Genomic DNA, 21826 nt, shown 5'->3' on the forward strand with positions numbered 1-21826 from the left:
TCCTCCCGCCGTACCCCCCTCCCCGGCACCCCGCTCGCACCTGCTCTCTTACCGATATGACGCAAGCCCAAGAGTTTGCTAACCTAAGTCCGCCGACGCGGGATGACGGTCCCGCGTGCAGGCACCACGTCCGGGTGGCGGAATAGGCAGACGCGCTAGCTTGAGGTGCTAGTGCCCTTTGCGGGGCATGGGGGTTCAAGTCCCCCCTCGGACACAAACCGGTCGCCTATGGGGTCCTGGTCATGTGTACACGTGACCAGGACTTTCTGTTTTGACGGGTGGTAGATCATCCGCAATCCGATGTTCGCGTAGATCTTGGCCTTCCGGATCGGGTCAGCATTCGAGAGAACTCGCACCATGTCTCCAAGCCGAACGGAAGTACGCCTCTGCGCACCTGCTCCTCACGGACGTGGCAGCGCAACCGCCCGGCCATTGGTTTGACACCGGGTACGGGCCGGACGGCGGAAACCGCCGCCCGGCCCGAATCGGATCAGGGGCTGGTGCAGGCGACCGTGGCGGTGACCGCGGTGCCGTTAGCGGTGAAGCCGAAGGTCGTCGAGGAGCCCGCCGCGATGGAGCCGTTGCAGGAGGCGTTGCGGATGCTCACGCTGGAGCCGGAGTTCTTCGCCGAAGTCAACGACGTCTCAAAGGTCACGCTCACCCTCCATTTCTGGAGCGGCACGACCGTCTCACACCGGGACCGGCGATGCGGGGGCCGTTCCGCACGGAGGGTGCTTGTCAGGGCACGAACGGCATTTACGGCAGTTTTAGGTGTACCGATGCACTGTTGTCCTATCGCATGCTATCGGGAGGAAGAAAGATGACCCCTGGGCCGGACGAATTCAGCACCGCGGAAACACTGGCGAACGAGCCGCCCAGGCGTCGCGTCCCCCGCTCCGTACTGCTCGTCGCCACCACCGCGCTCGTCGTGGCCACGGGTGCCGGCGTCGCCGCCGCGGCCGCGTTCTCGCCCTCGCCTTCCCCGACGCCCACGGTCGGCGACACCGCGACACCGTCGGCGGCTCCGTCCGGGGCGCCCTCCGACAAGGTGCCGGGACAGGGCCGGGGCCGGGGCCACAAGATGGGTTTCGGCGGCCCTTCCATCCACGGCGAGTTCGTCGTGCCCGACGGTGAGGGCAAGTACGTGACCGTCGCCACCCAGTACGGCGACGTCACGGCCGTCGACCAGGACTCGATCACGGTCAAGAGCGAGGACGGCTACACCAAGGAGTACGCGATCAACGGCGACACCCGGATCAACCGCCGCGGCGAGGGCATCGACGCGGTGAAGACCGGGCAGAAGGTCATGGTCATGGCGAAGGTGGACGGCGGCACGACCACCGCCGTCGCGATCCACGACGCGACGGCGCGCGACGGGTATGGCCGGCGCGGCGAAGGAGGCCGGCGGCACGGCACCGGAGCGGGGATCGTGAGCCGATCAACCGGGTGAACGTCCCCGGCCCACGTGCCGGCCGAGCCGTACGGTGACCGTCTGCGAGCCGCCGCCCCGGTCCGCCAGCCGTCCGAAGGCGAGCGTGAGCCGCGCGCCGGTCGTGGCGCTCACCAGGAGCGGGTGCCCACCGAGCACCTCGGCCACCGGCCGGTCCCAGGTCGCGGTCAGCTCGTCCAGGTCGCGCCGGGGATCGGACACGGTCAGCGTGGCCGTACCGTCGCCGCTCTCCCTGACCAGGACCGCGCACGGGGCGGAGGCGGCCAGGCCGCCGACGGTCCCGTCGTTCCAGAAGTTGACAGCGGTGATCCCGAGGGAGGGGACCAGGACGCCCTGCTGCCGGGTGGTGTTGGCGAGCACCCTCGCCCAGCCGGGGTCGGCGGCGCGGGCCCGGGTCCGCGCCCGGCTCGCACCCGGCAGGAGCAGGTAGACGTAACCGGCCGAGTGGGGGTCGACGCCGTGGTCGAGCCAGAGGGTCACGTAGCTCCGGGTCACCTGGCCGGCTGTGCGTTCCTCACGCAGCGTGCGCAGGCCGGTGGGACAGGGCAGGACGTAGCCGCCGTGCCCGGCCAGGTGCGCCCAGCCCTCACGGTCGTCCACGGTGAGGAGCGCGCCGGTCCTGCGGTTGTCCACGACGGTCTCGACCGGCACACCGTCCTCGCTCGTGATCCCGGCGCCCAGGCAGACCACCGCGTCGTCGAGGAAGAACCACGACTTGAAAGCCTCCATCGTGCTCTCGAAGCCGAACAGGTGCTGGCCGACCGTCGCGTACGTGCCGTCGGTGGCGCCGCCCACCCAGCGGCCCGGCGGGCAGGTGTCGCCCCACTCCGCACCGGCGCCGTCGGCCAGCCGCCTGGTGGAGACCGTCGTGCCCGGCAGGCGGTAGGGGTCGACGGTGGGCCAGAAGGAATCGGAGTACTGGTCGCCATGGCCCTCGCCCCACCAGTAGAGCATTCCCGAGCCGGTGTGCCAGCCGCGCCGGTTCTCGCCGTTTCCGTGCTCGTAGTGGCCGATCCGGTACGAGGCCATGCTGAGTCCCGCGCACCAGGCCGGCCTGCGGTGGACGGCACGGGCGCTCATCGCCGGCAGTCGGTGTCCGGCAGGTTCCTCGGCCGCCGGGATCGCGTCGTCGTCCAGGAGCGCGGCGAGGCGGGCGTGGAACTCCAGATCGTTCCTCTCGGCCGCGTCGAGCATGGGACTGGAGGTGTCGCGCACCGCCCATCCCTTGACCATGCCCTGCCAGCGGGCCCGCTCGGCGGCGGAGGCCGCGTCCCCCAGCCGCAGGATCGCCGAGGCGATGTCGCGTCCCCTCCGATGGTCGCCGTACGGTTCCCTGTCGATCCCCCGGCCGCTGACCAGGTCCATGCAGAAGCCGTCGTGGACGAACGGCGCGAACGACCTCTCGACAGCGTTGAGAACGATCTGCCGGTCCGGGTCGGTGATCTCCCACGGCGAGCCGCGCAGCACCTCGAACAGGGTCGCGAGCCCGGACAGCATCACCGCTCCGTAGCCGCCCTGGTAGGGGACGGACGTGTGCTGGATGAACGAACCGTCCCGGTAGAGCCCGTCGCCCTCGAAGACGTGGGGAAAGACCGGGGAGAGCGCCGAGGCGGCCAGCGCCGCCTTGCCGGGGTCGGACCCGAGGATGGCGCGCAGCAGCGTCACCGTGCACAGGTCCACCCGGTTGGCTCCGGTGCTGGTGCCGGCGTAGTCGTTCAGACGGCACTCGGGGAGGAAGTGATCCACCGCGTCCCGCAGCGCCCCGCTCCGCCGGTCCGTCAGGTGCGAACCGATCAGCACCGCCGCGTCGAGGAGCTTCCTGGGGGTGCCGATCTGCCAGTTCCACCAGTTGCCGACCGGGTCCGCGCCGGAGGCGTACACCTGCCGCCGATAGTGGTCGATGCCACCCGCGACGGCCGCGGCCAGGTTCGCGTCGCCGGTCAGGCCGGTCCCCGGCAGTGCGTACGCGCGGGCCATGGTCCGCAGCCGCGCCGGGGTGTCAACGAAGGAGGGGAACGCCAACTCCGGCCAGAGCGAGATGTCGGCCGGTGCCATGGTGTCCCGGTACAGGGCGGCGGTCGTCCCCAGCCTCGCCAGCCGGGTGCGGTACGGCTCGGCGGTCGCGTCGAACCCCGACCCCGCCGTCACCTCACACCAACGGCGGCGCAGCAGGGCGAAGGAGTCGTCCTCCGGGTGCGCGGTATGCGCCGGAATCAGCGCTCCAGTCGCGGCGGCACCGCTGAGCTGGAGAAATAATCGCCTGGAATATCCACTCACATATAGATTGTGAGGCGACGTTCACCCCCGCCCCGAAGGCTACGCCGCGCCACCTCACGCGCTCGGGCACTCCACAGCGGAGGCCCACCCCATCCGGGCATGAGGGCGCCTCGCCTGGGACCTGTCCCAGGCGAGGCGCCCCGCCCTGGCCGGCGGGCTGTCAGCAGCCCTTAGTGATCTTCTGCAGCTGGAAGCCGGGGACCCAGAACCTCTTCTTGCCGCTCGTGTTGCCGTTGGTGATCATGCACCTCTTGGTGGTCGTACCGATGGCGGACTTGAAGTGGAGCTTCGCCGGCACCTTGTGCGAGCAGTGGTTGTTGAAGTAGACCGTCGTGGAGACGCCACCCGTACCCCAGGAGTAGTTGGCCTTCTTTCCCCGGGGACTGAAGCAGGCGATGCTCGCCCTCTTGACCTCCAGGATTCCGGCCGTGTCCGCGGGCTTCACCGCCACCTTGGCCGCTGGTGCCGCGGCCTGGGCCGTGGCGGACATGGCGGGCGTGACCATCATCACGAGCCCGACAGCGGCCGCGGCCGCCACGGCGATCGGTTTCCGGTAGTTCATGTTCTCTCCTTCTTGTCGGAACGCGGTCTTCTGGGATGCGGTCAGTGGGACGGAGATGTTTTCCGATGTGGGGCGCGTTTCCATCCACGGATGACGCCCGTGGATGACGCCCGTGGATGGAAACGCGGCCCCGAGTCCTCGCGGCCCCCGTAGGCCCCGCTTCCTGCGTGGATCGCGAACACTGCGGAAATCCACGGAAGCGGTGGGGCGAGGAGTGGCCCCGACTATGCCGGTGTGCCGCGACCGGCGGCAAGAAGAGTTCGCCGGATATATGGCCAAATATTGTCCAGACCCCTGCCGAACATTGTCCAGATCCCTCTGGACAATTGACGGCACAGGTCACAGCCGTGTGCCCTGCGGATCGGATCCGGACCGCACGGCGGTGGACGTCCGTCACGGGTGACTTCCGGTAATCTCCTCAGGTTTTGGGCGTATTGCCGAAGAGGCCGCGCCCGGGTCGTGAGAATGTCCGTACGGCAGTGTCGAGCAGGGGGTGGGTGTGGCGGGGTCACCGAATCCACGGGACGAGGAGCCGGGAACGCGGCGAGGGCGGAAACCGGTCCGGCCCGATCCTGAGTCCGGCCCTGTCGCACTGCTCGCGCACCGGCTCTGGAAGCTCAAGGAGGAGGCGGGCGACCCCTCCTTCGCGGAGATGTCGTCCCGCCTGGGCGCGGCCGCCTCGAAGTCGTCGCTGGCGGCCGCCGCCCGGGGGCAGGTGCTGCCGAGCTGGGAGACGACGTGGGAGTTCGTTCGGATCCTGGCGGTCGACCGATTGGGGCAGGACCCGGCCGAGGCCGAGCGCGAGTGGCGGGAGCATTGGGAGCGTGCCGGGGACACCGGCCGGGAGACCGTCCCGGCCGGAGCCGAGGTCGGAGCCGAGGTCGGAGCCGAGGTCGGAGCCGAGCCCTCGAAGACGTGGGGAAAGACCGGGGAGAGCGCCGAAGTCGGGGACCGGGATGTTCAACGGTCGCGCGTCAGGAAGCCGGTCGTCCTCACCGTGCTGTCCGCCGTGGTCGCCGGTGGCGCGGGCGCCCTCATCACCTTCGTCGCGTCGTCCGACCGCGGGGAGGAGAAGCCTGTTCCTCAGGACACCCTGACGCAGGCCGCCTCACCTCGCGACGACTCCGCCTTCGAGGGAGACATCACACATCCGGACGGGACAGTGGTGCGGAGCGGGACGCGCTTCACGAAGGTGTGGAGGCTCCGTAACACGGGGACCATCCCGTGGCACAGGCGCTACCTCGACCGGATGAACGAGACCCCGTGCCATGCTCCCGAACGGGTCGCGATCGAGACGACCGCACCCGGCGAGACGGTCGACATAGCGGTGCGCGTCCGCGCCGCCGACACCCCGGGCAGATGCAAGATCTACTGGAAGATGACCAATGAGGACGGGGCTCTGCTGTTCGCCGGGAAAAACCCGATATTTCTAGATGTCACGATGAAGTGATCGGCACGCCGGCTGTGACCAGGACCGGGCCCGGCAGGGTCACCCGGCCGGTGAGCGCCTCGGTGACCCAAGCAGGGGACCGTGTCTGGTGCATGGCCGGCAGTCCCGTCTCGGTCCGGATCCGTACTCGGTAGTCGTACTCCGCCGCCAGGCCGGGGGCGGGCATGGCGCCCGGAGGGGCCAGGGGATCGGGCACGGCGCCCGGGGGGAGCCACGGTCCGACGGGAGTCAGAGGTCCACGTCGTGGGAGGCGATCACGTGGACCCCCTCGGGTTCCTGCCCGGCGGGGGTGACCAGGACCCGCCTGCCCTGTTCCCGGTAGCCGTGCTCGGTCAGCCACATCAGGGCGTATGGGCCGAGATCACTGAAATCGATCGGAGAGTCGGGTGAGAAGAGGTCCTTACCCGACGAGACGCCGCCGGTGTCACCTTCGACGATCGACAGGGTGTACGTGGTCATGGCAGCCCCCGGGCCGTAGTTGTCCTCGGGGTGGTCCATACCCGGTCATCCGGATTCCGCCCTCAGCCCTCCCGATTCCCTCGTCCCGGATCCCGGATCCCGGATCCCGGATCCCGGATCCCGGATCCCGGATCCCGGATCCCGGATCCCGGATCCCGGGCGGCAGGCGGCAGGCGGCAGGCGGCAGGCGGCAGCCCGACGCCCGACTGCCGAACATCACCCAAAACATCACTAAAAGCAACATAAAGTATATATGGATATATAGTGGACAAGAATCTCTCTCCAGGAGGAGTTCCGCCCCGCAGCGCATGTGGCTGATCGCGAAGAGCGGCCCACCCCAGGCTGAACCGGATCATCTCTCTCCGGTTCCGCCCGCCGCCCTCCCCGATCGCTCCTCCGACACGCTCACCAGCAGACCCGGAAGCCATGTCATGAGTCAGGACAGCACCAGCCCGTATACCGACTTCGAGATCGACCTCACCCTTGAGGAGACTCGCCGCCGCGCCGCCGTCATGGCGGCGCTGGAGCCGGACTGGGACCCGCCGGGGGTGATGCGGGCCGAGGAGGAGGCGTACGACCTCCTCTACTCCGGCCTCGACAGAGCTCAGCAGGAGACCTACGACATGCTCGTGGCCGCCGGAGTGCTTCCCCCCAGGGAGTCTGGCCGTGCCTCTTGATCCGCACGCCGACTTCGGACGCAGGGCATGGCTGCCCTGCCCCGGCTGCCAGGACCACCGCGACTGCGACGACTGCCTCGGCGGCCGCAACTGCGGGGTGCACTGGCGCTACCTCATCGGCAACACCGGAAGCCTGCTGCACCTGCAGTGCCCGGGATGCACCCACCTGTGGAATCACGAGACGGGCTTCGGCGCGGGCGGCAGGACCACCTCCGGCTGACCCGACAAAAGGTGTCAGCCTGGCAGGACCTGGCAGGACCTGGCAGGGATCGCATTCAGACGCCTCGGCTCCCCGGACTCCGCGCAGGAAGATCCGGGAGGGCCGGAGGGCGGCGCCCGCGCCCGTCCCGGCTTGGGCGTTTCGCGCCGGCGCCGGGCTCACCCGCCCGCGGCCGTCCCGGCCGATCGCGCGCCCGGCGGGCCGTCCGGGGCACCCATCCGGAGGCGGGAGAGCCTCGCCCCCCGGTGGGCGCGGAAAAGGCGGAGCTCCAATTCCCGGAACGGGGTCCGGGGCCGAACAGCCGAAGCCGGGAAACGCATTCATATCAAATTGTTATGGAGCTTGTACCAATCCGGAGCGTGAAAGGTTTTCGCGATCACTTGTCCCCCGCAGGATGCCCGACCGGGTGCCGGAAAGCCCAACGGGAGGTGAACGACGGGCTCGCTCGGGAAAAAGGGCAGTTCAACAAGGGGAACGGAAGGTCATCCGAAACCCGAGGATGACAGCACATCTCTAGAGAACTACTGGTACGGTCCACCGACGGGATGCCAGCAGGTGGGGGCGTTCCGGGTTTCGGACAGACCGTATATCGACTTAAGTGTTATTAATAATCAAATAGCCATAAGTGTCAATTACTAAGCCCTTTACCTTCCCAATAGATCACGGTCAGTCTAATATTTGGACCTATGTCATGGCGTGCATCAGATTTCCCAGATGGACAGGCTGGGTCCTCTGGTCGTGGCAGTGCTTCCTCCGGGCGTGATTCCGAACAGACATCCGACTGGCATCCCGAACGCCTCCTGTCATTCGATTGGCGGAAGGTCATTCTGTTCACGGCGGTTTTAGCGATCATCGCCGCCTCCGCGCTCTGGCTCGCGACCAGAGAACCCTCTGGTCCGTCCCTGGCGGCGAATCCCACCCCCGACTCCTCGGACGCCGGCTGGGAGAAGGCCGTTCCCTCGCCGACGCCGTCCCCCTCCCGCTCCACCCCCAAATCAACCCCGAAGCCCCCAAAAAGCGATAAGTCCTCTCCTAGCCCCAAGGTCACCGGTACGGAGAAACCCCGCGCAGAGGAGCCCCGTACCAAGAAGCCCCGGGCCGAGACGGGGACCACCCCGCCCGACACCGACTCACCGGCCGGCTCCAGCCCACCCCAGCTCACCGTCAAGGAGGCGTACGGCATCCACGGCCGCTACCAGCGAGGGCTGTCGGTCGCCCAGGGCAGGAATGACCAGGCCGCCATGGCGAAGCTGGAGCACGGGCTCGCGCTGGAGATGACGCGAGCCGGCTTCAAGACCGCCGAGATGGAGAAGAAGTCGCTGGCCTCGGGGATATGGCCCAACCCGCAGATGTGGATCCCGCGCCACGTGACCGGCACCGCGGACTGGTTCGTGGCGGTCTCGTACGAGCCCGGTGTCGCCCGGGTCGTCGACGTGATGAGTTCGGCTCCCGGCGGCTGGCGGCTCGTCGCCTCGGCCGCCGACACGCGTGCCACTCCCGCACGGTTCCCCAAGATAGCGACCGACTCCGAGGGCTACGCGACGAGCCTGCCGGAGAACGCCATCGGGCTGAGCGCGACCCCTCGCCAGATCGCCCGCGCGCACCTGGCGAGCCTGGAGAACGCCGAGGTCGACGTGCGATTCGACGAGGGGCCGTGGACCAGCGAGGCCGCACTGTTCTGGCAGCAGGAGCGGGCGCAGCTGGAGCAGGCCGACTGGAAGCTCACGCTGTCGTACCGGCTTGAGGGACCGGTACGCGCGCTCAGGACCAGTGACGGGGGTGCCCTGGTCTGGTATGGAGCCCGATCCACCGAGATGCGCAAGGCGGAGCGGAAGGGCGCGACGGTCAAGCTGAAGGGCTCGGCCGCCGTCCGCACCCGCGGTAAGGCCTTCGCCAACTCGGTGAGCGCCACATACGGACGCATGTATGTGACATATGTCCCCCCTGCCGGCTCGAACGAGCCCGCTCGCGTGCTGGGCGAGTGGAGCGACGTCCTGGAGAGCCACGGCGACTGACATTTCACCGGAAGAAAAGGAACATTCATAATGACACCCTCACGTAAGCCATCGCGCGCGACGGTGATCACTGCGAGTGTCGCGATCGGCGTCTTCAGCGCCGGCGCCGGGCTGGGAACCGTCATCGCCGTCCGCTCCGCCCCCGGTGGGGGAGAGGTGATGCGACTGTCCGCGGGCACGTACCTCCTCGACGACCAGGCCGAGGCATGGTCGCCGAGTGCGTCTTCCGGCAGTGATCAACCGGTCACGCTCTCGGGCGCCGACGCGGGCAGCACCATCGCGGGCGGTGCCGGCAAGGGCGGCTCCAGGGACGCGCGGGTCTGCCTGACCACCACCACCGACGGGCACGCGGTCGGAACCTCGGGGGAAGGCTGCGTCGCCCTCCCGGTCCTGGCCCTGGCCGCCGCTGCCTCGCCTCTCGTACAGCGGCCGGGAAACCCCAAGAGCACGCCGACACCGCCGACACCGCCCAAGACGACGAAACCCTCGCCCCCCAAGACGAACGCCCCGGCCCCCAAGTCCGGCTCGGCACCGGTGCAGCCCGCCCCCAACCCGGGACCGGTACAACCCCCGGCTCCACCGCCGGTGGCGAACCCCCAACCCGCCAGGCTCCCGGCCCCTCCGGCTCCGACTCCGACGGAGAGGATCAGCGGGAACATCTCGCAGAGCGAGAGCGAGAGCGGCAGCGTCATCGAGCGCCCCGCGGAGAAGCAGATCGAGGTGGTCTCGCCCCCCAAGCCGGCTCCCGAGCCCGGTGCGACGAAGTCCTCGGCCCCCTCGCGGCCGTCGCAACAGCCCCCCAGCGGCAACAAGCCGTCGCAACCTCAGCCCACCGGCGGCAACAAGCCCTCCCAGCCGCAACCCACCGGCGGCAACAAGCCCTCCCAGCCGCAACCCACCGGCGGCAACCGGTCGCAGCCTCCGCCCGCCGCCGGCAACAGGACCCCGCAACCCGGGGAGACCACACGGAACGCCCGGCCGACGGGCACCCTGCGGCCGGCGATCCGGTCGGGAACGGGCCAGCCGATCGTGCCCCCGGGCAATGTCAGGCCCCCCACCGCGCCACCCGCGACCAGACCGACGGACGACGCGGGCGCGCCTTCGCCGAGGACACAGCCGTCGGTCCCACCGGGAGCGACGACGCCGAGGGCGGGGACACCGACAGCGCCCGGTGGCAGCCTGAAGCCCGTCCAGCCGCCGCAGCCGTCCGTCGGTCCCGGCGAGAACTCGTCGCAGGGTCCCGACGGGACCGTGCTCATGTCGGCCACGCCGCAACTCCCCGGCGGCCAGAACGGCGTCTCGCTGCCGGTCTTCGAGGACCCTGAGCTCCTGCGGCGAGCCTACGAGGCCCTTGGGCTGGACAGGGGCATGCGCTACACGGACGAGAACGGCGTGTGGGATCTCAACATCGCCCCGCCGGGTACGCCACCATGCCGCAACTACACCACCGAGGAACTCCAGGCGCTGAGCACGTCCCAGGGACCGAGCCCGACCCAGAGCAGCCAGACGATCCCCCGCGACTCGTGCCTGTGGCCCGCGTTCATCCGCTGGCTCTACGCGGAGCCCGCATCCGGCGAGGTCAGCAACTGGACCAAGTTCACCGGACTGCCCCAGCGGAACCTGGAACTTGTGGTGACCGACCCCGCTCCCGTTCCGCTTCCGCAGCCGGTTCCCAGCGAGAACGTTCCCGGTCGGTCCGACCAGGGCCAGGAGATTCCAGGCCACGAGGTTCCAGGCCAGAACGACCCGAGCCAGGAGATCCCCGGCCAGAGTGACCCCGGCCAGTTGAGTCCCGCCCAGCCGGGCGCCCAGAACCCCGGGGACAGCGCCCCCGCGCAGCGGAGGAGCGGTGAGAACACCCAGGACCGGACCGCCCCCTTCCAGCCCGACCAAGGCCGGACCGGCCAGTACCCGGTCGAGCCGGACCCGCTCGAATACGACGGCCAATGAGCACACCCACCGGAACCGGGCGTTTCGCGCCCGGCCCCGGCCAGGGGGCGGCCTGGGTACGCGAGCACGGCGCGCACCTGATGGACTACGCCGCCTCCCACCTCGAATCCGGCCGGGCGCGCGCGGCGGTCGTCGCCGCGCTGACGGCCGGCCGGACCGAGGTCGCCCCCGAGAGCGTCACGGTCCGGGGACGGTTACTGGCCGCACTGCGACGTGACTGCCGCACCTCCACCGGTCACCGGGAGCGGTACGTGCCGGGTTCGGGGCCCGGCATGCCCGATGCCCTGCTGATCGAACGGGTGTGGACGATCGTCGACCCCCTGGGCACGGAGACGCTCAGGTTGATGTACCGCCATGCGCTCGGCATGGAGGATCTCCCCCACGTGCTGGGGATGCCCGCCGACGAGGTCGGCAGGCTCGCCACCCGCACCCAGGATCTGATCGAGACCCTGGTGAGCGGGCTGGACGCACTCGCCAACGGGCGGCGTACCTGTCCGGAGCTCGCCCCGCTGGTGGAGACGGTCTTTCCCGGTGCCTTCCCCGCCGGTAGGGCCGGCGGGGAGGCGGCATCCTCTTCCACCGATCCGGACGACGCCCGGACGGCCCTGATCTCCCACATGATCAGGTGTTCCGCGTGCACGCGGCCGATCAACATCCGCTACACGGTCCCGCAGATGATCTCCCATCCGCCGGTCGCGCCGCTCTCCGCCGAGGAGCGGCAGCGGCTCACGGATTCGCTGCCCCCAGAGGTGGTCCCGCCCACCCGCCCGCACGCACGCCCGGCCCGTGGCGGATCCGCCGTTCTCCCCGCTCCTCCGGCCGGGAGCGGTGTCCCCGCCGCTCCGGCACCACCGGCCGTGGCACTGCCCGCGCCCAGGATCGGCGCGCCTCCCTATCCGCCGGTGGCTTCGAAAGCACCGGCGAAACCGCCGGCCACGACATCGGCGGGCACGACATCGGCGGGCACGGGCTCGGCGAGTACGGGCTCGGCGAGTACGGCGTCGCCGGTCACGCCACCGGAGGGCGAGCCGGCGGTGGGCAGCTCCGATCCCCCCGGCCTCCCCCCGCTGCCCGCCCTGCCACCCCGCAGAACCCGGCCGGTCCGCCCGCCGTCCGCACCGCCCGTACCCGGGCACGACACCCCGCTGTACGACGCCCTGCTCACCCAGGCATGGGCACGTGAGGTCCTCGCCCAGAGCGAGGAGGTCACCGGCACCATCCCCAGGCAGGCGCCGCCCGCCCCTCAACCTGTCGCCAGAGCCGAGCCCGTCGTCATCGCGGGGCAGGCGTCCGTCGAGATGCGCAACGACGCCCAGATTCCCGCGCTGCGCTTCCACACCGAACCCGACGACCGCCCCGACGAAGGGCGGATCGAGATGGGGATACGCGTGCTGGAGGCGCTCAGCTGGGCGGGTACCCGGATCAGGAACACGACGATCAAGATCGTCATCATCGTCGTGGCGGGCGCGGCCGGCACTCTGACCGGGATGAACCTTCTCGGCCCCGCGATCGAGTCCAAGGAGCCGACGAGGTCGCTGCAGGCGTCCACCAGCCAGGCCGGCCAAACCACCCAGGCCACCCAGGCTCCCCCCACCACGGACCCCGTCGCGGACCCCACTGCGGACCCCATCGCGGGCCCCACCGCGGGCGCGCCGGCGCGACGAGACGGGCTCGCCTCTCGCCTGCGGGTCCCACCCGTGGTGACGCTGGACGAGTTCGGCCAGGGAAGCATGGTCCTCACCATCTCGGGAGAGCCGTTGAAGTGGCGGATATCGGCTCCCGGCCTGGCCGTGAGCCCTTCCGGCGGCACGCTGCGTGCAGGGGTCACGCAGGTGATCAACCTGCGGGCCCACAGGATCCGCAACTGGTGCGGCGCTCCCGCCTCCGTCACCGCCCCGCTGACCGTTCACAGCCTCGACGACTCGATCGGTACGACGGTGCGCTGGCGGACCTGCTGACAGTCCCGTATCCCTCCCCGCGATCGCTCTCCGCGAAAGGACCTTGGCAATGACGGATATCTCCCCCCACATCAAGACATCGCCCCCAACTCCGGCCGAACAGTTCCTTGAAACGGTCCCGCTCACCGCGGAACACCTGCTCACCAACCGCCGCCCTGAGCCCGCCGGAGGGTGGCGACGCGTCGTCTGGCAACTCTCCGGCAAGCGCATCATCCCCGCGGAGTCGGCGGCGGAGCTGGAACGGCGCACGCTGATGGCGCAGGCACAGACCCCCGTCGCGAGCGGGCACCACCGGATCGCGGTCATGAGCCTCAAGGGCGGAGTGGGCAAGACCACGACGACCGTCGCCCTCGGCAACACCCTGGCCTCCCTGCGCGGCGACCGGGTGATCGCGATCGACGCCAACCCCGACCGCGGGACCCTCGGACTCAAGGTCAAATCCGAGACGGCCGCGACCATCCGCACCATGCTGGCCGAGGCCCCTCACATCCTGCGCTACGCCGACGCGCGTGCCTTCACCTCGCAGTCACCCGCCCGGCTGGAGGTCCTCGCCTCCGACACCGACCCGGCCGTAAGTGAGGCTTTCAACGCCGAGGACTACCGCACCGTCGCCGGTCTCATCGAGCGCTACTACTCGATCTGCATCACCGACTGCGGGACCGGCCTGCTGCACGGGGCCATGGGCGCGACGCTGGAGCTGGCCGACCAGATCGTGCTGGTCAGCCTGGTCGCGGTGGACGGGGCGAGCTCCGCCGCCGCGACGCTGGACTGGCTGACCGCCCACGGCCACGCCGAACTGGTCAAGAACGCCATCGTCGTGCTGAACGCCGTGGAGTCCAAGTCCGACGTGGACCTGGACCTGCTGGAGCGCCACTTCACCTCCCGCTGCCGCGCGGTGATCCGCATCCCCTACGACCCGCACCTCAAGGAGGGCGCCGAGGTGGACCTGGTCCGCCTGCGGCCCACCACCCGGGGCGCATACCTCCGCCTGGCGGCGGCGGCCGGGCAGACGTTCAATCAGCACCCCGACCGGAGCCACTAGTGCGACCTGTCGCCGACGATCCCGCGCTGAACTGGGATCTGGGTCCTCCGCCGAGCGCCCAGCGGCGGATGCTCATCGTGGTCGTCTCGATCGTGGGGACGATCCTGCTGGCGGCCGGAGCATGGCAGCTCCTGCGATCCGAACCCGAAACCGTGAACGCCTCCGCACCGAAGGCCGTTGGGGACACCGTCCTCCTCGCCCCGCCCTCCGGCTACGAGGGCGCGGCGGGCTACCCCGTCGGGTTTCCGCACACCGAACTGGGCGCGGCCTCGGCCGCCGCCGCCGCGTTGGAGGCGGCGTGGACCCTGGACGCCGAGCAGGCCCAGCAGGCGGCGGTACTGTACGCACCGCCCGAGCAGCACGAGGCGGCGCGGGCCGGTGCCCGCGAGGCCGTCGCCGGATGGCGGGAGATCCTCGGCCTTCCCAAGGACGGAGCACTCCCCGACGGCGCCGCCATGCGGACGCGGACGATCGGCATCCAGTGGCGACCCCGCGGCCAGGATCAGATGCATGTCTCGGTCCTGGTCCAGGTGACCGCGACCAAGGGTGTCGGGGACACCGATCCGACCTATTCCAGCCCGTACGCCATGAGCCTGCTGATGGTCTGGCAGCCCGGCATGCGCGGCGCGAACCAGGGGGACTGGGTCAACGTCCCCGACCCCCTGGCCACCGCCGTGCCACCGGTCGCCCTCCCGGGCACCCCCGAATTCACCGCCGCGGGCTGGAAGCCCATATCCGGCCCAGAGCCCACCCAATAGATCCAGGAAGAACGATCAATGCCCCCACGTAGCTCGTCCCGGCGTGTCACCTTAATCTCCGGCCTTCTGCTGGCCGCGGTATCCGCGACGACAAGCGCGGTCATCGCCCAGCCGTGGGCCGCCGTGGCGGATCCCGGCGTGAGCGCCACCTCTCCGTCGCAGGAGTTCGCCGCCGCTCCCCCCGCCTCCGTACCATCTCCCGAGGAGACCGAACCCGAGACCGAAGCCCCTTCCACCCAGGCGGAGAACCCACCCGCCGAGACGAGGACCCGAAGCACCCCCGAGGAGAGCCCGGAGCCCGCCCCCGAGGAGAGCCCGGAGCCCGCCCCCGAGGCCCAGGAATCCGCACCCGTGTCCCGCAACCGTACGGGCACGAGAAACGCCGCGCCCTCCCCCGTCCCCACCGAGGAGTCCACGGCGCCCCGTCGGGACGCGGAGGCGCGGGAACCCGTACAGCCCAGGAGCAGCGGAACGGCGAGCACGCCCCCGGCCGAGGAACCACCGGCGACCACCACCAGGCGCACCACCACACCACCGGCGACCACCACCAGGCGCACCACCACACCACCGGCGACCACCACCACACCACCGGTGGCCCGGCAGTCCCCCCAGGCGCCTCCCAAGAACGCCCAAGCGCCAAAGGACTCCCAGCCCACCCCGGCTCCGCCCGGCGACACGAAGCCGTCGGCGAGCCCCACGGAGACCCCGGCGCCGTCGCCCAGCACGCCTTCCGGGGGGTCCACGGCACCGCCACCTCCGGCCGCTACACCGGCTCCCTCCGACACGGCCACGACGCCCGCTCCAACTCCGACCCCGACGGCTCCCAACCCCACACCACCCGCCACCACCGTGCCCAAGCCCAAGCCCAAGCCCACCAAGGCGGCGCCTCAGAACCCGACCCAGAAACCGGCACCGCCGAAGGAGACCACGAAGCCCACCGGCCCGCCGAGCAGGCTGCCGCACACGCCACAGCCCGCCCCCGCGCAGACCGGCGCCTACGAGCCCACCCTCCTGACCGAGCGGGTCCAGCCCCCCCGTCCCCCTGTGACGACACCGTTCCCGGCGCCCTCGAACCGGACCGTCGCACCCCTGCCCCCGCTCAAGCGCTCTTCCTCGGATTTCTGCGGGCCTTTGGAGCTCGCCTCGTGCTGGAGCCTCGCGCCCTGGCGGAGCCGTACCTCTGAGTCTCCTGACGTGCTGCTGATCTCGAACCGGAAACCGGCGGCGTCGAGCACGTCGCACTGGGTGTTCGCGCCGCCCGCCCCACCCGCCCAGCCGCTGTCGAAACCGACCGCGTCGTCCGCTCCCAGCCCGACGAGCACCGGCTGCTGGAGCTTCAGTCCCTCCAAACTCTGCGCCAGATTCTGGGAGGAGTAATCATGATCACCAGATCCCACGTGCGGGTGGCCGTACTCAGCATGGTGGCCGCGCTGGCGGTGAGCACCCTCAGCGCTGCCCAGGGAGAGGTGGTCTCGGCGGCGCCCTGCGCCCCCGCCACGACCGGCGAGGCCAGCGCCGCGCAAGCCCTCAACTGGGGCACGCCGTCCTGGTGTGCGGAGTTCGACGACTACCTCAACGAGTCCGACTGGGTGTTCTACGACTCGGCCGGGCACGCGGGTAACGGCCGCCGTTCCCCGCAGCAGCTCTACCTCGGCAACGGGGCGCTCTACCTGTACGGCCGCGAGGACGGGACCACGGCCGGGCTGGCCGCCCGTCACGACCAGGCCTACGGGCGCTGGGAGACCCGCATCCGCCTGTACCCGGGCGCCGGGTCGTACCACCCCGTCGCCCTGCTGTGGCCGAAGGACGGCGGCGGCAACGTGCAGAGCTCCACCGGCGAGGAGGTGGACTTCCTGGAGGTCATCGACGACCCGGACAGGCAGCGTCCGAACTTCTTCCTGCACACCCCCCAGGGGCAGGAGCAGGCCCACGCCAACGTCGACATGACCACCTGGCACACCTACGCCGTGGAGATCACCCCCAGCGCCGTCGTCGGCTACATCGACGGGCAGGAGTGGTTCCGCTCCGGCAACGCCACCCGTAGCTCGATGTCGGTCTGCCTGCAGTTGGACTGGTTCCCCGGCCAGGGAAGCGCGGGAGAGGCGTGGATGGAGGTGGACTGGCTCCGCATCTACCCGTCCGCGGCAGGCGCCGCGGGCTGAACCCACCCCGGTAGGGCAGGAGGGTGCGGGACGTGAGTCCCGCACCCTCCTCGCGTTCCCAGACAGATCTTTCCCAGACAGATCGCCCCCAGACAGATCTTTCCCAGACAGATCGCCCCCGGACAGGTCGTCCCCGGCGCCAATGAACCGGCCTTCTCACCAACGAGGCCGTGCCGGCGGTCACCGGCAACGGGAGCGACTCCTGCAGCGGCCCCGGCAGAGATGGCCCGCATCCGCCATATGTGAGAATCAGGCCATGCACAGGGTCGTCGTGTTCGCCATGGACGGTGTGATCCCCTTCGAGCTGGGCATCCCGCCGCGAATCTTCGGCATTGCCAGGAGCCCCGAAGGCGAGCGGCTCTACGAGGTGCTCACCTGCACCGTCGACGGCGCCCCCGTACGTACCGACGCCGACTTCTCGATCGCGGTGAACCACGGGGCCGAGGCTCTGGCCGGCGCGGACACCGTGGTGATCCCGGCCACCCACGCGCTCGGCCCGATCTCCGCCGAGGGACGGCTCCCCCAGCCCGTGGCCGACGCGATCGCGCGCATCCGGCCTGGCACCCGCCTGGTCTCGATCTGCACCGCCGCCTACGTGCTCGCGGCGGCCGGACTGCTCGACGGCCGCCCCGCGACCACCCACTGGAGCGACGCCGAGCGCTTCCAGAAGCTGTTCCCCCAGGTCAAGGTCAACCCGGAGGTGTTGTTCGTGGACGACGGGGATGTGCTCACCTCCGCCGGAGTGGCCGCGGGGATCGACCTCTGCCTGCACATCGTCCGGCGCGACCACGGCACCGAGGTGGCCAACCGCGTGGCCAGGCGGTGCGTCGTGCCGCCGTGGCGCGACGGCGGCCAGGCCCAGTTCATCGAGCGCCCGCTTCCCGCGCCGACCGCCACGACGACCGCGGCGACCAGGGTCTGGGCGCTGGAACGGCTACACGAGCCGCTCCCCCTCAGCGAGCTGGCCGCCCACGCCCGGATGAGCCGACGCACCTTCACCCGGCGCTTCCGTGACGAGATGGGCCTCAGCCCGGGGCAGTGGCTCACCTCTCAGCGGGTGGAGCTGGCCAGGCTGCTGCTGGAGACCAGTGACCTGCCGGTGGAGGGCGTCGCCCTGCGGGCGGGGTTCGGCACCGCGGCCTCGCTCCGCCAGCACCTGCAGACTGCCGTCGGCGTCTCGCCGATGGCCTACCGCCGTACCTTCCGGCCCGTGGACGCCTGACCGGGTGCGGGGGCCGTCACCGACCGCGTGACCACTCCTTCTGCAGGCGGTCCGCCGCCTTCTCCGGGGTGATCCTGCCATGGGCGACGTCGAGGATCACCTCGCCCTGCGCGCGGTCCAGGAACGCCTGGTCCGGGACGTTCAGGGAACCACCGCCCCGGATGAGTTCCTGGAGCACGGCGTAGCCGTCCTTACCCTCCGGCGTGGCGAAGGCCGACGATTCCACCGTGAAGCCCGCAGCCGCGGGGGCCATCGTCAGGTCTCCGGCCCAGCTGGAGACCCCGTCTCCCACGGTCAGGAATTCGATCAGCGTTGTCGCCTCGACCACGTGCTTGGAATCCTTGGGGACGGCCAGGCCCACCTCGGCCGTGCTGCGGGCGGCCGGCTTGGCGCCCGGCAGGATGGTTGGGAAGGACCCGGCGCCGATCTTCTTGACGGAGATCTTGCCGGTCCCGCGGTAGGACGTGGACAGCATCGGGCTCTGGCCTGAGCCGTCCACCAGGAACAGCGCCTTGCCGGATCGGAAGAGTTCGGCCGGGTGGTCGCCCTTGAGGGTCAGCGTGGACCTTGCCAGCACGCCTCTGTCGAACAGTGACTCGTAAGCGGTCAGGGCCGAGACCGTCTCGGCGCTCTTCCAGGACTTTCCGCCGGCCAGCAGCTCGTCGGAGAGGGTCGGGTGGGTCTGGCCGGCGATGGTGAACAGCAGTTCCTCCTGCCGGCGCGGCTCGCCGGAGAAGACGATCGGCTGGAGGTCGGGGATCTCCTTCCTGACCCGCATGACGATGGATTCGAGGTCGGCGACCGTCTTGGGGAAGGACTCCCCGAGCTCGGACAGGAGAGCCGCGTCGTAGTACATGACCGCGCCGGCATTGGACCCCATCGGGACCGAGTAGAGCCTGCCGTCCTTGGTGGTCTTCTCCGTCTGCTCGACCGCGACCGGGTCGAGTTTCCCGAGCAGTTCGTCGGAGACCGTGTCCTTCCAGTCCGCGACCGGGCGGAGCCGGTCCTTGACCGCGCCGGTCATGGTCGGGATGTGGATGCCGACGATGTCAAGTGCCTCGTCACCGCCGAGTGCCTTGGGCAGCCGCTCGCGGTAGTCGGCCTCGCCAAAGGTGCGAAGCTCGACCTTGATATCGGGATTCGCCTCCTCGAACGCGGCGAGCGCCTGCTTCAGCGCGGCCTCGCGCGGGGAGAAGGTCCAGTACTTCAGGGTGACGGGTCCCACCGGCTTCTCGGTGACCTCGGAAGCGGGCTGCTCTACCGGTTTCCGGCCCTCGACCGCCCTGTCGACGCCGCAGGCGGTCAGCCCCAGGGCGAGGGCGGTGGTCATGGCGAACGCGCGAGCCGTACCACGCATGCATACCTCCAACAGGATCACGGTGCGGGTGACGGTGTTCAGCCCGGCGAGTCCGATCACGGGATGGATCGTGAAAAAAGATCTTATGTGCTCCGCTACCACGGCTGCGGACGGTCAGACCCGCGGCGAACCTCAACGCTGCCATGAGCTCCGCTGGTCAAACCCCCGGCGAACCTCAACGCTGCCATGAGCTCCGCTGGTCAAACCCCCGGCGAACCTCAACGCTGCCATGAGCTCCGCTGGTCAAACCCCCGGTGACAACCGGACGGGCAGCCCTCAGCCCACGACGATCTCGTGACGGAGGTGCTCGCGGCTGAGGTCGAGGAGCATCCTGACGTGGGCGTCGGCGAGACGGTAATAGATCATCCGGCCGGACCGGCGGCCGGCCACGATGCCCGCCGTCCGCAGCAGCCTCAGGGCGTGCGACACGGCGGTGTCGCTGACCTCGACCGTCTCGGCGAGATCGCAGACGCACAGCTCACCGGCCTCAAGCAGTGCGTACAGCAACTGCGCGCGAGTCTGGTCGCCCAGCAGCCTGAACAGATCGGCGAGCCGGGCGGCCTCGCTCGGGGTGACAAGCCGATCCCGCGTCGCCGCCACCCTGGCCTCGTCAGGCTCCACGGTCGCGCACGTGTCCAGACCGGTGACGACTTCCATGGGCGAACTCCTGAACAGATGCTCAAATGATAATGACTATCGTACCAAGCCACCCGCACGGCAGCGGATCCCGTGAGTCCGGCGGGATGTTCAGCCCCGCTCGGCGCTCAGCGGCTCTGCGGGATGTTCAGCCCCGCTCGGCGCTCAGCGGCCGGGCGATGTCCTCCAGTCCCCTCCCCTCGGCCTTGACCCCGAGGAAGAACTCCACCAGCCCTGCGATGATCATGAGGGTCGCGCCGATGCAGAAGGCCAGCGCCGTGTCACCGGGCCTGCCGCTTTTGACGAGGTTGGCGAAGATCAGCGGTCCGGACACGCCACCGGCGAAGGTACCGATCGCGTAGAAGAACGCGATCGCCATGGCCCGGGTCTCCATCGGAAAGATCTCGCTGACCGTCAGATAGGCCGCGCTCGCCCCGGCGGAGGCGAAGAAGAGCACGACGCACCAGCAGGCGGTGAGCGTGACCGCGGTCAGCACCTCCTGGTCGAACAGCCAGGCCGTGCCGAGCAGGAGCACCCCGGACCCGATGTAGGTGCCGGAGATCATGGGAATGCGGCCTACCGTGTCGAACAACCGCCCGAGCAGGAGCGGGCCGAGGAAGTTGCCGACCGCGATGACCGCGAAGTAGTAGCCGGTGTGGGTGACGATGCCGAAGAAGGTCGACAGGATCTGCGCGTACCCGAAGGTGATGGCGTTGTAGAGGAACGCCTGGCCGATGAAGAGCGCCAGGCCGAGGATCGTGCGCTTGGGGTAGCGGGCGACCATGGTGTGCGCGATCCGGCCGAAGCCGATCGACTTGCGCTGATGGATGGTCATCGACTGCGAGGGCTCGTCGAGCGGGATGCCCTCCTCACGCTCGATCCGCGCCTCCACCTCGTCGACCAGTCTCTCGGCCTCCCGGTCACGGCCGTGGATGAACAGCCAGCGGGGGCTCTCCGGCACGTGCCTGCGGACCAGCAGGATGGCCAGGCCGAGCAGCACCCCCATCCCGAACGCGACGCGCCAGCCGATGTTCAGCGGCAGGTTGTCGAGCAGCGGCACGGTCAACAGCGCGCCTCCGGCGGCGCCGAGCCAGTAGCTGCCGTTGATGATGATGTCGATCCTGCCGCGGTGGCGGCTCGGGATGAGTTCGTCGATGGCCGAGTTGATGGCCGCGTACTCGCCGCCGATGCCGAACCCGGTCAGGAATCGGAACAGGAAGAACCACCAGACGGAGAAGGAGAACGCCGTGGCGGCGGTGGCGCCCAGATAGACGGCCATCGTGATGATGAACATCTTCTTCCGGCCGAACCTGTCGGTGAGCCAGCCGAAGAACAGCGCCCCGAGGCACGCCCCCGCCACGTAGATGGCCGCGGCCTGCCCTACGACCTGGGCCTGGGTGATCGCCAGGCCGCTGCCCTCCCTGGCCAGCTGAGCGGAGAGGTTTCCGATGATCGTCACTTCGAGACCGTCGAGGATCCAGACGGTGCCGAGGCCGACGACGATCATCCAGTGCCATCGCGACCATGGCAGCCGGTCCAACCTCGCGGGGACCTTCGTCGTCACGGTTCCCGTCTGAACATCGCTCACGACAGGAGCGGTTACCCCCGCACGACCGGCTTATGTCGGTGTG

Annotated in this window: 21 protein-coding genes and 1 tRNA gene; 14 read left to right on the plus strand and 8 right to left on the minus strand. The window is 69.9% G+C overall.

Translation table 11 applies throughout. The features are described 5' to 3' along the window. Window positions 1-128: 128 nt before the first annotated feature. Window positions 129-214, plus strand: a tRNA-Leu gene (locus OG884_RS15855). Between the two features lie 276 nt (window positions 215-490). On the opposite strand, the gene OG884_RS15860 is transcribed toward OG884_RS15855, so the two are convergent. Next, on the minus strand, window positions 491-682 hold the full coding sequence (locus OG884_RS15860; RefSeq protein ID WP_326646122.1) for a cellulose binding domain-containing protein: 192 nt from the start codon (window positions 680-682) through the stop codon (window positions 491-493). Here OG884_RS15860 and OG884_RS37510 point away from each other — a divergent pair. Together OG884_RS37510 and OG884_RS15865 are read left to right on the plus strand one after the other, a co-directional pair. Beyond that, on the plus strand, window positions 600-824 hold the full coding sequence (locus OG884_RS37510) for a hypothetical protein (protein WP_442811690.1): 225 nt from the start codon (window positions 600-602) through the stop codon (window positions 822-824). The genes OG884_RS15860 and OG884_RS37510 overlap by 83 nt on opposite strands. After that, entirely contained in the window at window positions 821-1450 is a 630-nt protein-coding gene (locus tag OG884_RS15865) for a hypothetical protein (protein WP_326646123.1), read from the plus strand. The genes OG884_RS37510 and OG884_RS15865 overlap by 4 nt, the downstream gene beginning before the upstream one ends. On the opposite strand, the gene OG884_RS15870 is transcribed toward OG884_RS15865, so the two are convergent. Next, window positions 1439-3727, minus strand: coding sequence for a polysaccharide lyase 8 family protein (locus tag OG884_RS15870; RefSeq protein WP_326646124.1), 2289 nt, complete (start codon window positions 3725-3727; stop codon window positions 1439-1441). The two genes, OG884_RS15865 and OG884_RS15870, sit on opposite strands and share 12 nt — an antisense overlap. A gap of 160 nt (window positions 3728-3887) precedes the next feature. Beyond that, complete coding sequence (locus OG884_RS15875) at window positions 3888-4289, minus strand: hypothetical protein (RefSeq protein WP_326646125.1); 402 nt, start codon at window positions 4287-4289, stop codon at window positions 3888-3890. Between the two features lie 499 nt (window positions 4290-4788). On the opposite strand from OG884_RS15875, the gene OG884_RS15880 reads away from it, so the two are divergent. Next, window positions 4789-5739, plus strand: a complete 951-nt coding sequence (locus tag OG884_RS15880) for an NBR1-Ig-like domain-containing protein (protein WP_326646126.1) — start codon at window positions 4789-4791, stop codon at window positions 5737-5739. Here OG884_RS15880 and OG884_RS15885 read toward each other — a convergent pair. Together OG884_RS15885 and OG884_RS15890 are read right to left on the minus strand one after the other, a co-directional pair. Continuing rightward, complete coding sequence (locus OG884_RS15885; protein WP_326646127.1) at window positions 5726-5935, minus strand: hypothetical protein; 210 nt, start codon at window positions 5933-5935, stop codon at window positions 5726-5728. The genes OG884_RS15880 and OG884_RS15885 overlap by 14 nt on opposite strands. Before the next feature lie 32 nt (window positions 5936-5967). Next, complete coding sequence (locus tag OG884_RS15890; RefSeq protein ID WP_326646128.1) at window positions 5968-6237, minus strand: hypothetical protein; 270 nt, start codon at window positions 6235-6237, stop codon at window positions 5968-5970. A 392-nt stretch (window positions 6238-6629) separates the two neighbouring features. Between OG884_RS15890 and OG884_RS15895 the strand changes: the two genes are divergently transcribed. The 10 genes from OG884_RS15895 (at window position 6630) to OG884_RS15940 (ending at window position 18202) form a co-directional block, all read left to right on the plus strand. Further along, window positions 6630-6875 (plus strand): DUF6400 family protein, encoded by a 246-nt coding sequence (locus tag OG884_RS15895; RefSeq protein ID WP_326646129.1) that lies wholly within the window; start codon window positions 6630-6632, stop codon window positions 6873-6875. Next, window positions 6865-7095 (plus strand): hypothetical protein, encoded by a 231-nt coding sequence (locus tag OG884_RS15900; protein ID WP_326646130.1) that lies wholly within the window; start codon window positions 6865-6867, stop codon window positions 7093-7095. The genes OG884_RS15895 and OG884_RS15900 overlap by 11 nt, the downstream gene beginning before the upstream one ends. Before the next feature lie 686 nt (window positions 7096-7781). Next, on the plus strand, window positions 7782-9110 hold the full coding sequence (locus OG884_RS15905) for a hypothetical protein (RefSeq protein ID WP_326646131.1): 1329 nt from the start codon (window positions 7782-7784) through the stop codon (window positions 9108-9110). A 63-nt stretch (window positions 9111-9173) separates the two neighbouring features. Continuing rightward, window positions 9174-11060, plus strand: a complete 1887-nt coding sequence (locus OG884_RS15910) for a hypothetical protein (RefSeq protein ID WP_326646132.1) — start codon at window positions 9174-9176, stop codon at window positions 11058-11060. Beyond that, on the plus strand, window positions 11057-13018 hold the full coding sequence (locus OG884_RS15915; RefSeq protein WP_326646133.1) for a hypothetical protein: 1962 nt from the start codon (window positions 11057-11059) through the stop codon (window positions 13016-13018). The genes OG884_RS15910 and OG884_RS15915 overlap by 4 nt, the downstream gene beginning before the upstream one ends. 49 nt (window positions 13019-13067) lie before the next feature. Beyond that, window positions 13068-14060: a MinD/ParA family ATP-binding protein gene (locus tag OG884_RS15920; RefSeq protein ID WP_326646134.1), complete on the plus strand. Its 993-nt coding sequence runs from the start codon at window positions 13068-13070 to the stop codon at window positions 14058-14060. Beyond that, window positions 14060-14818 (plus strand): hypothetical protein, encoded by a 759-nt coding sequence (locus OG884_RS15925; protein WP_326646135.1) that lies wholly within the window; start codon window positions 14060-14062, stop codon window positions 14816-14818. The genes OG884_RS15920 and OG884_RS15925 overlap by 1 nt, the downstream gene beginning before the upstream one ends. Window positions 14819-14956: 138 nt before the next feature. Further along, the gene (locus tag OG884_RS15930; protein WP_326646136.1) at window positions 14957-16195 is read left to right on the plus strand and encodes a hypothetical protein; all 1239 of its coding nucleotides are present in this window, start codon (window positions 14957-14959) and stop codon (window positions 16193-16195) included. 2 nt (window positions 16196-16197) lie between these two features. Continuing rightward, window positions 16198-16980: a glycoside hydrolase family 16 protein gene (locus OG884_RS15935; protein WP_326646137.1), complete on the plus strand. Its 783-nt coding sequence runs from the start codon at window positions 16198-16200 to the stop codon at window positions 16978-16980. Window positions 16981-17236: 256 nt separating this feature from the next. After that, window positions 17237-18202: a GlxA family transcriptional regulator gene (locus OG884_RS15940; RefSeq protein WP_326646138.1), complete on the plus strand. Its 966-nt coding sequence runs from the start codon at window positions 17237-17239 to the stop codon at window positions 18200-18202. 16 nt (window positions 18203-18218) lie between these two features. On the opposite strand, the gene OG884_RS15945 is transcribed toward OG884_RS15940, so the two are convergent. From OG884_RS15945 to OG884_RS15955, 3 genes are all read right to left on the minus strand, one after another. Next, window positions 18219-19619, minus strand: coding sequence for an ABC transporter substrate-binding protein (locus OG884_RS15945; protein ID WP_326646139.1), 1401 nt, complete (start codon window positions 19617-19619; stop codon window positions 18219-18221). A 216-nt stretch (window positions 19620-19835) separates the two neighbouring features. Then, on the minus strand, window positions 19836-20216 hold the full coding sequence (locus OG884_RS15950) for an ArsR/SmtB family transcription factor (RefSeq protein ID WP_326646140.1): 381 nt from the start codon (window positions 20214-20216) through the stop codon (window positions 19836-19838). Between the two features lie 127 nt (window positions 20217-20343). Next, window positions 20344-21783, minus strand: a complete 1440-nt coding sequence (locus OG884_RS15955; RefSeq protein WP_326646141.1) for an MFS transporter — start codon at window positions 21781-21783, stop codon at window positions 20344-20346. Window positions 21784-21826: the final 43 nt, after the last annotated feature.

The organism is Streptosporangium sp. NBC_01755 (genome assembly GCF_035917995.1).
In the GTDB taxonomy this organism is placed as follows: Bacteria; Actinomycetota; Actinomycetes; order Streptosporangiales; family Streptosporangiaceae; genus Streptosporangium.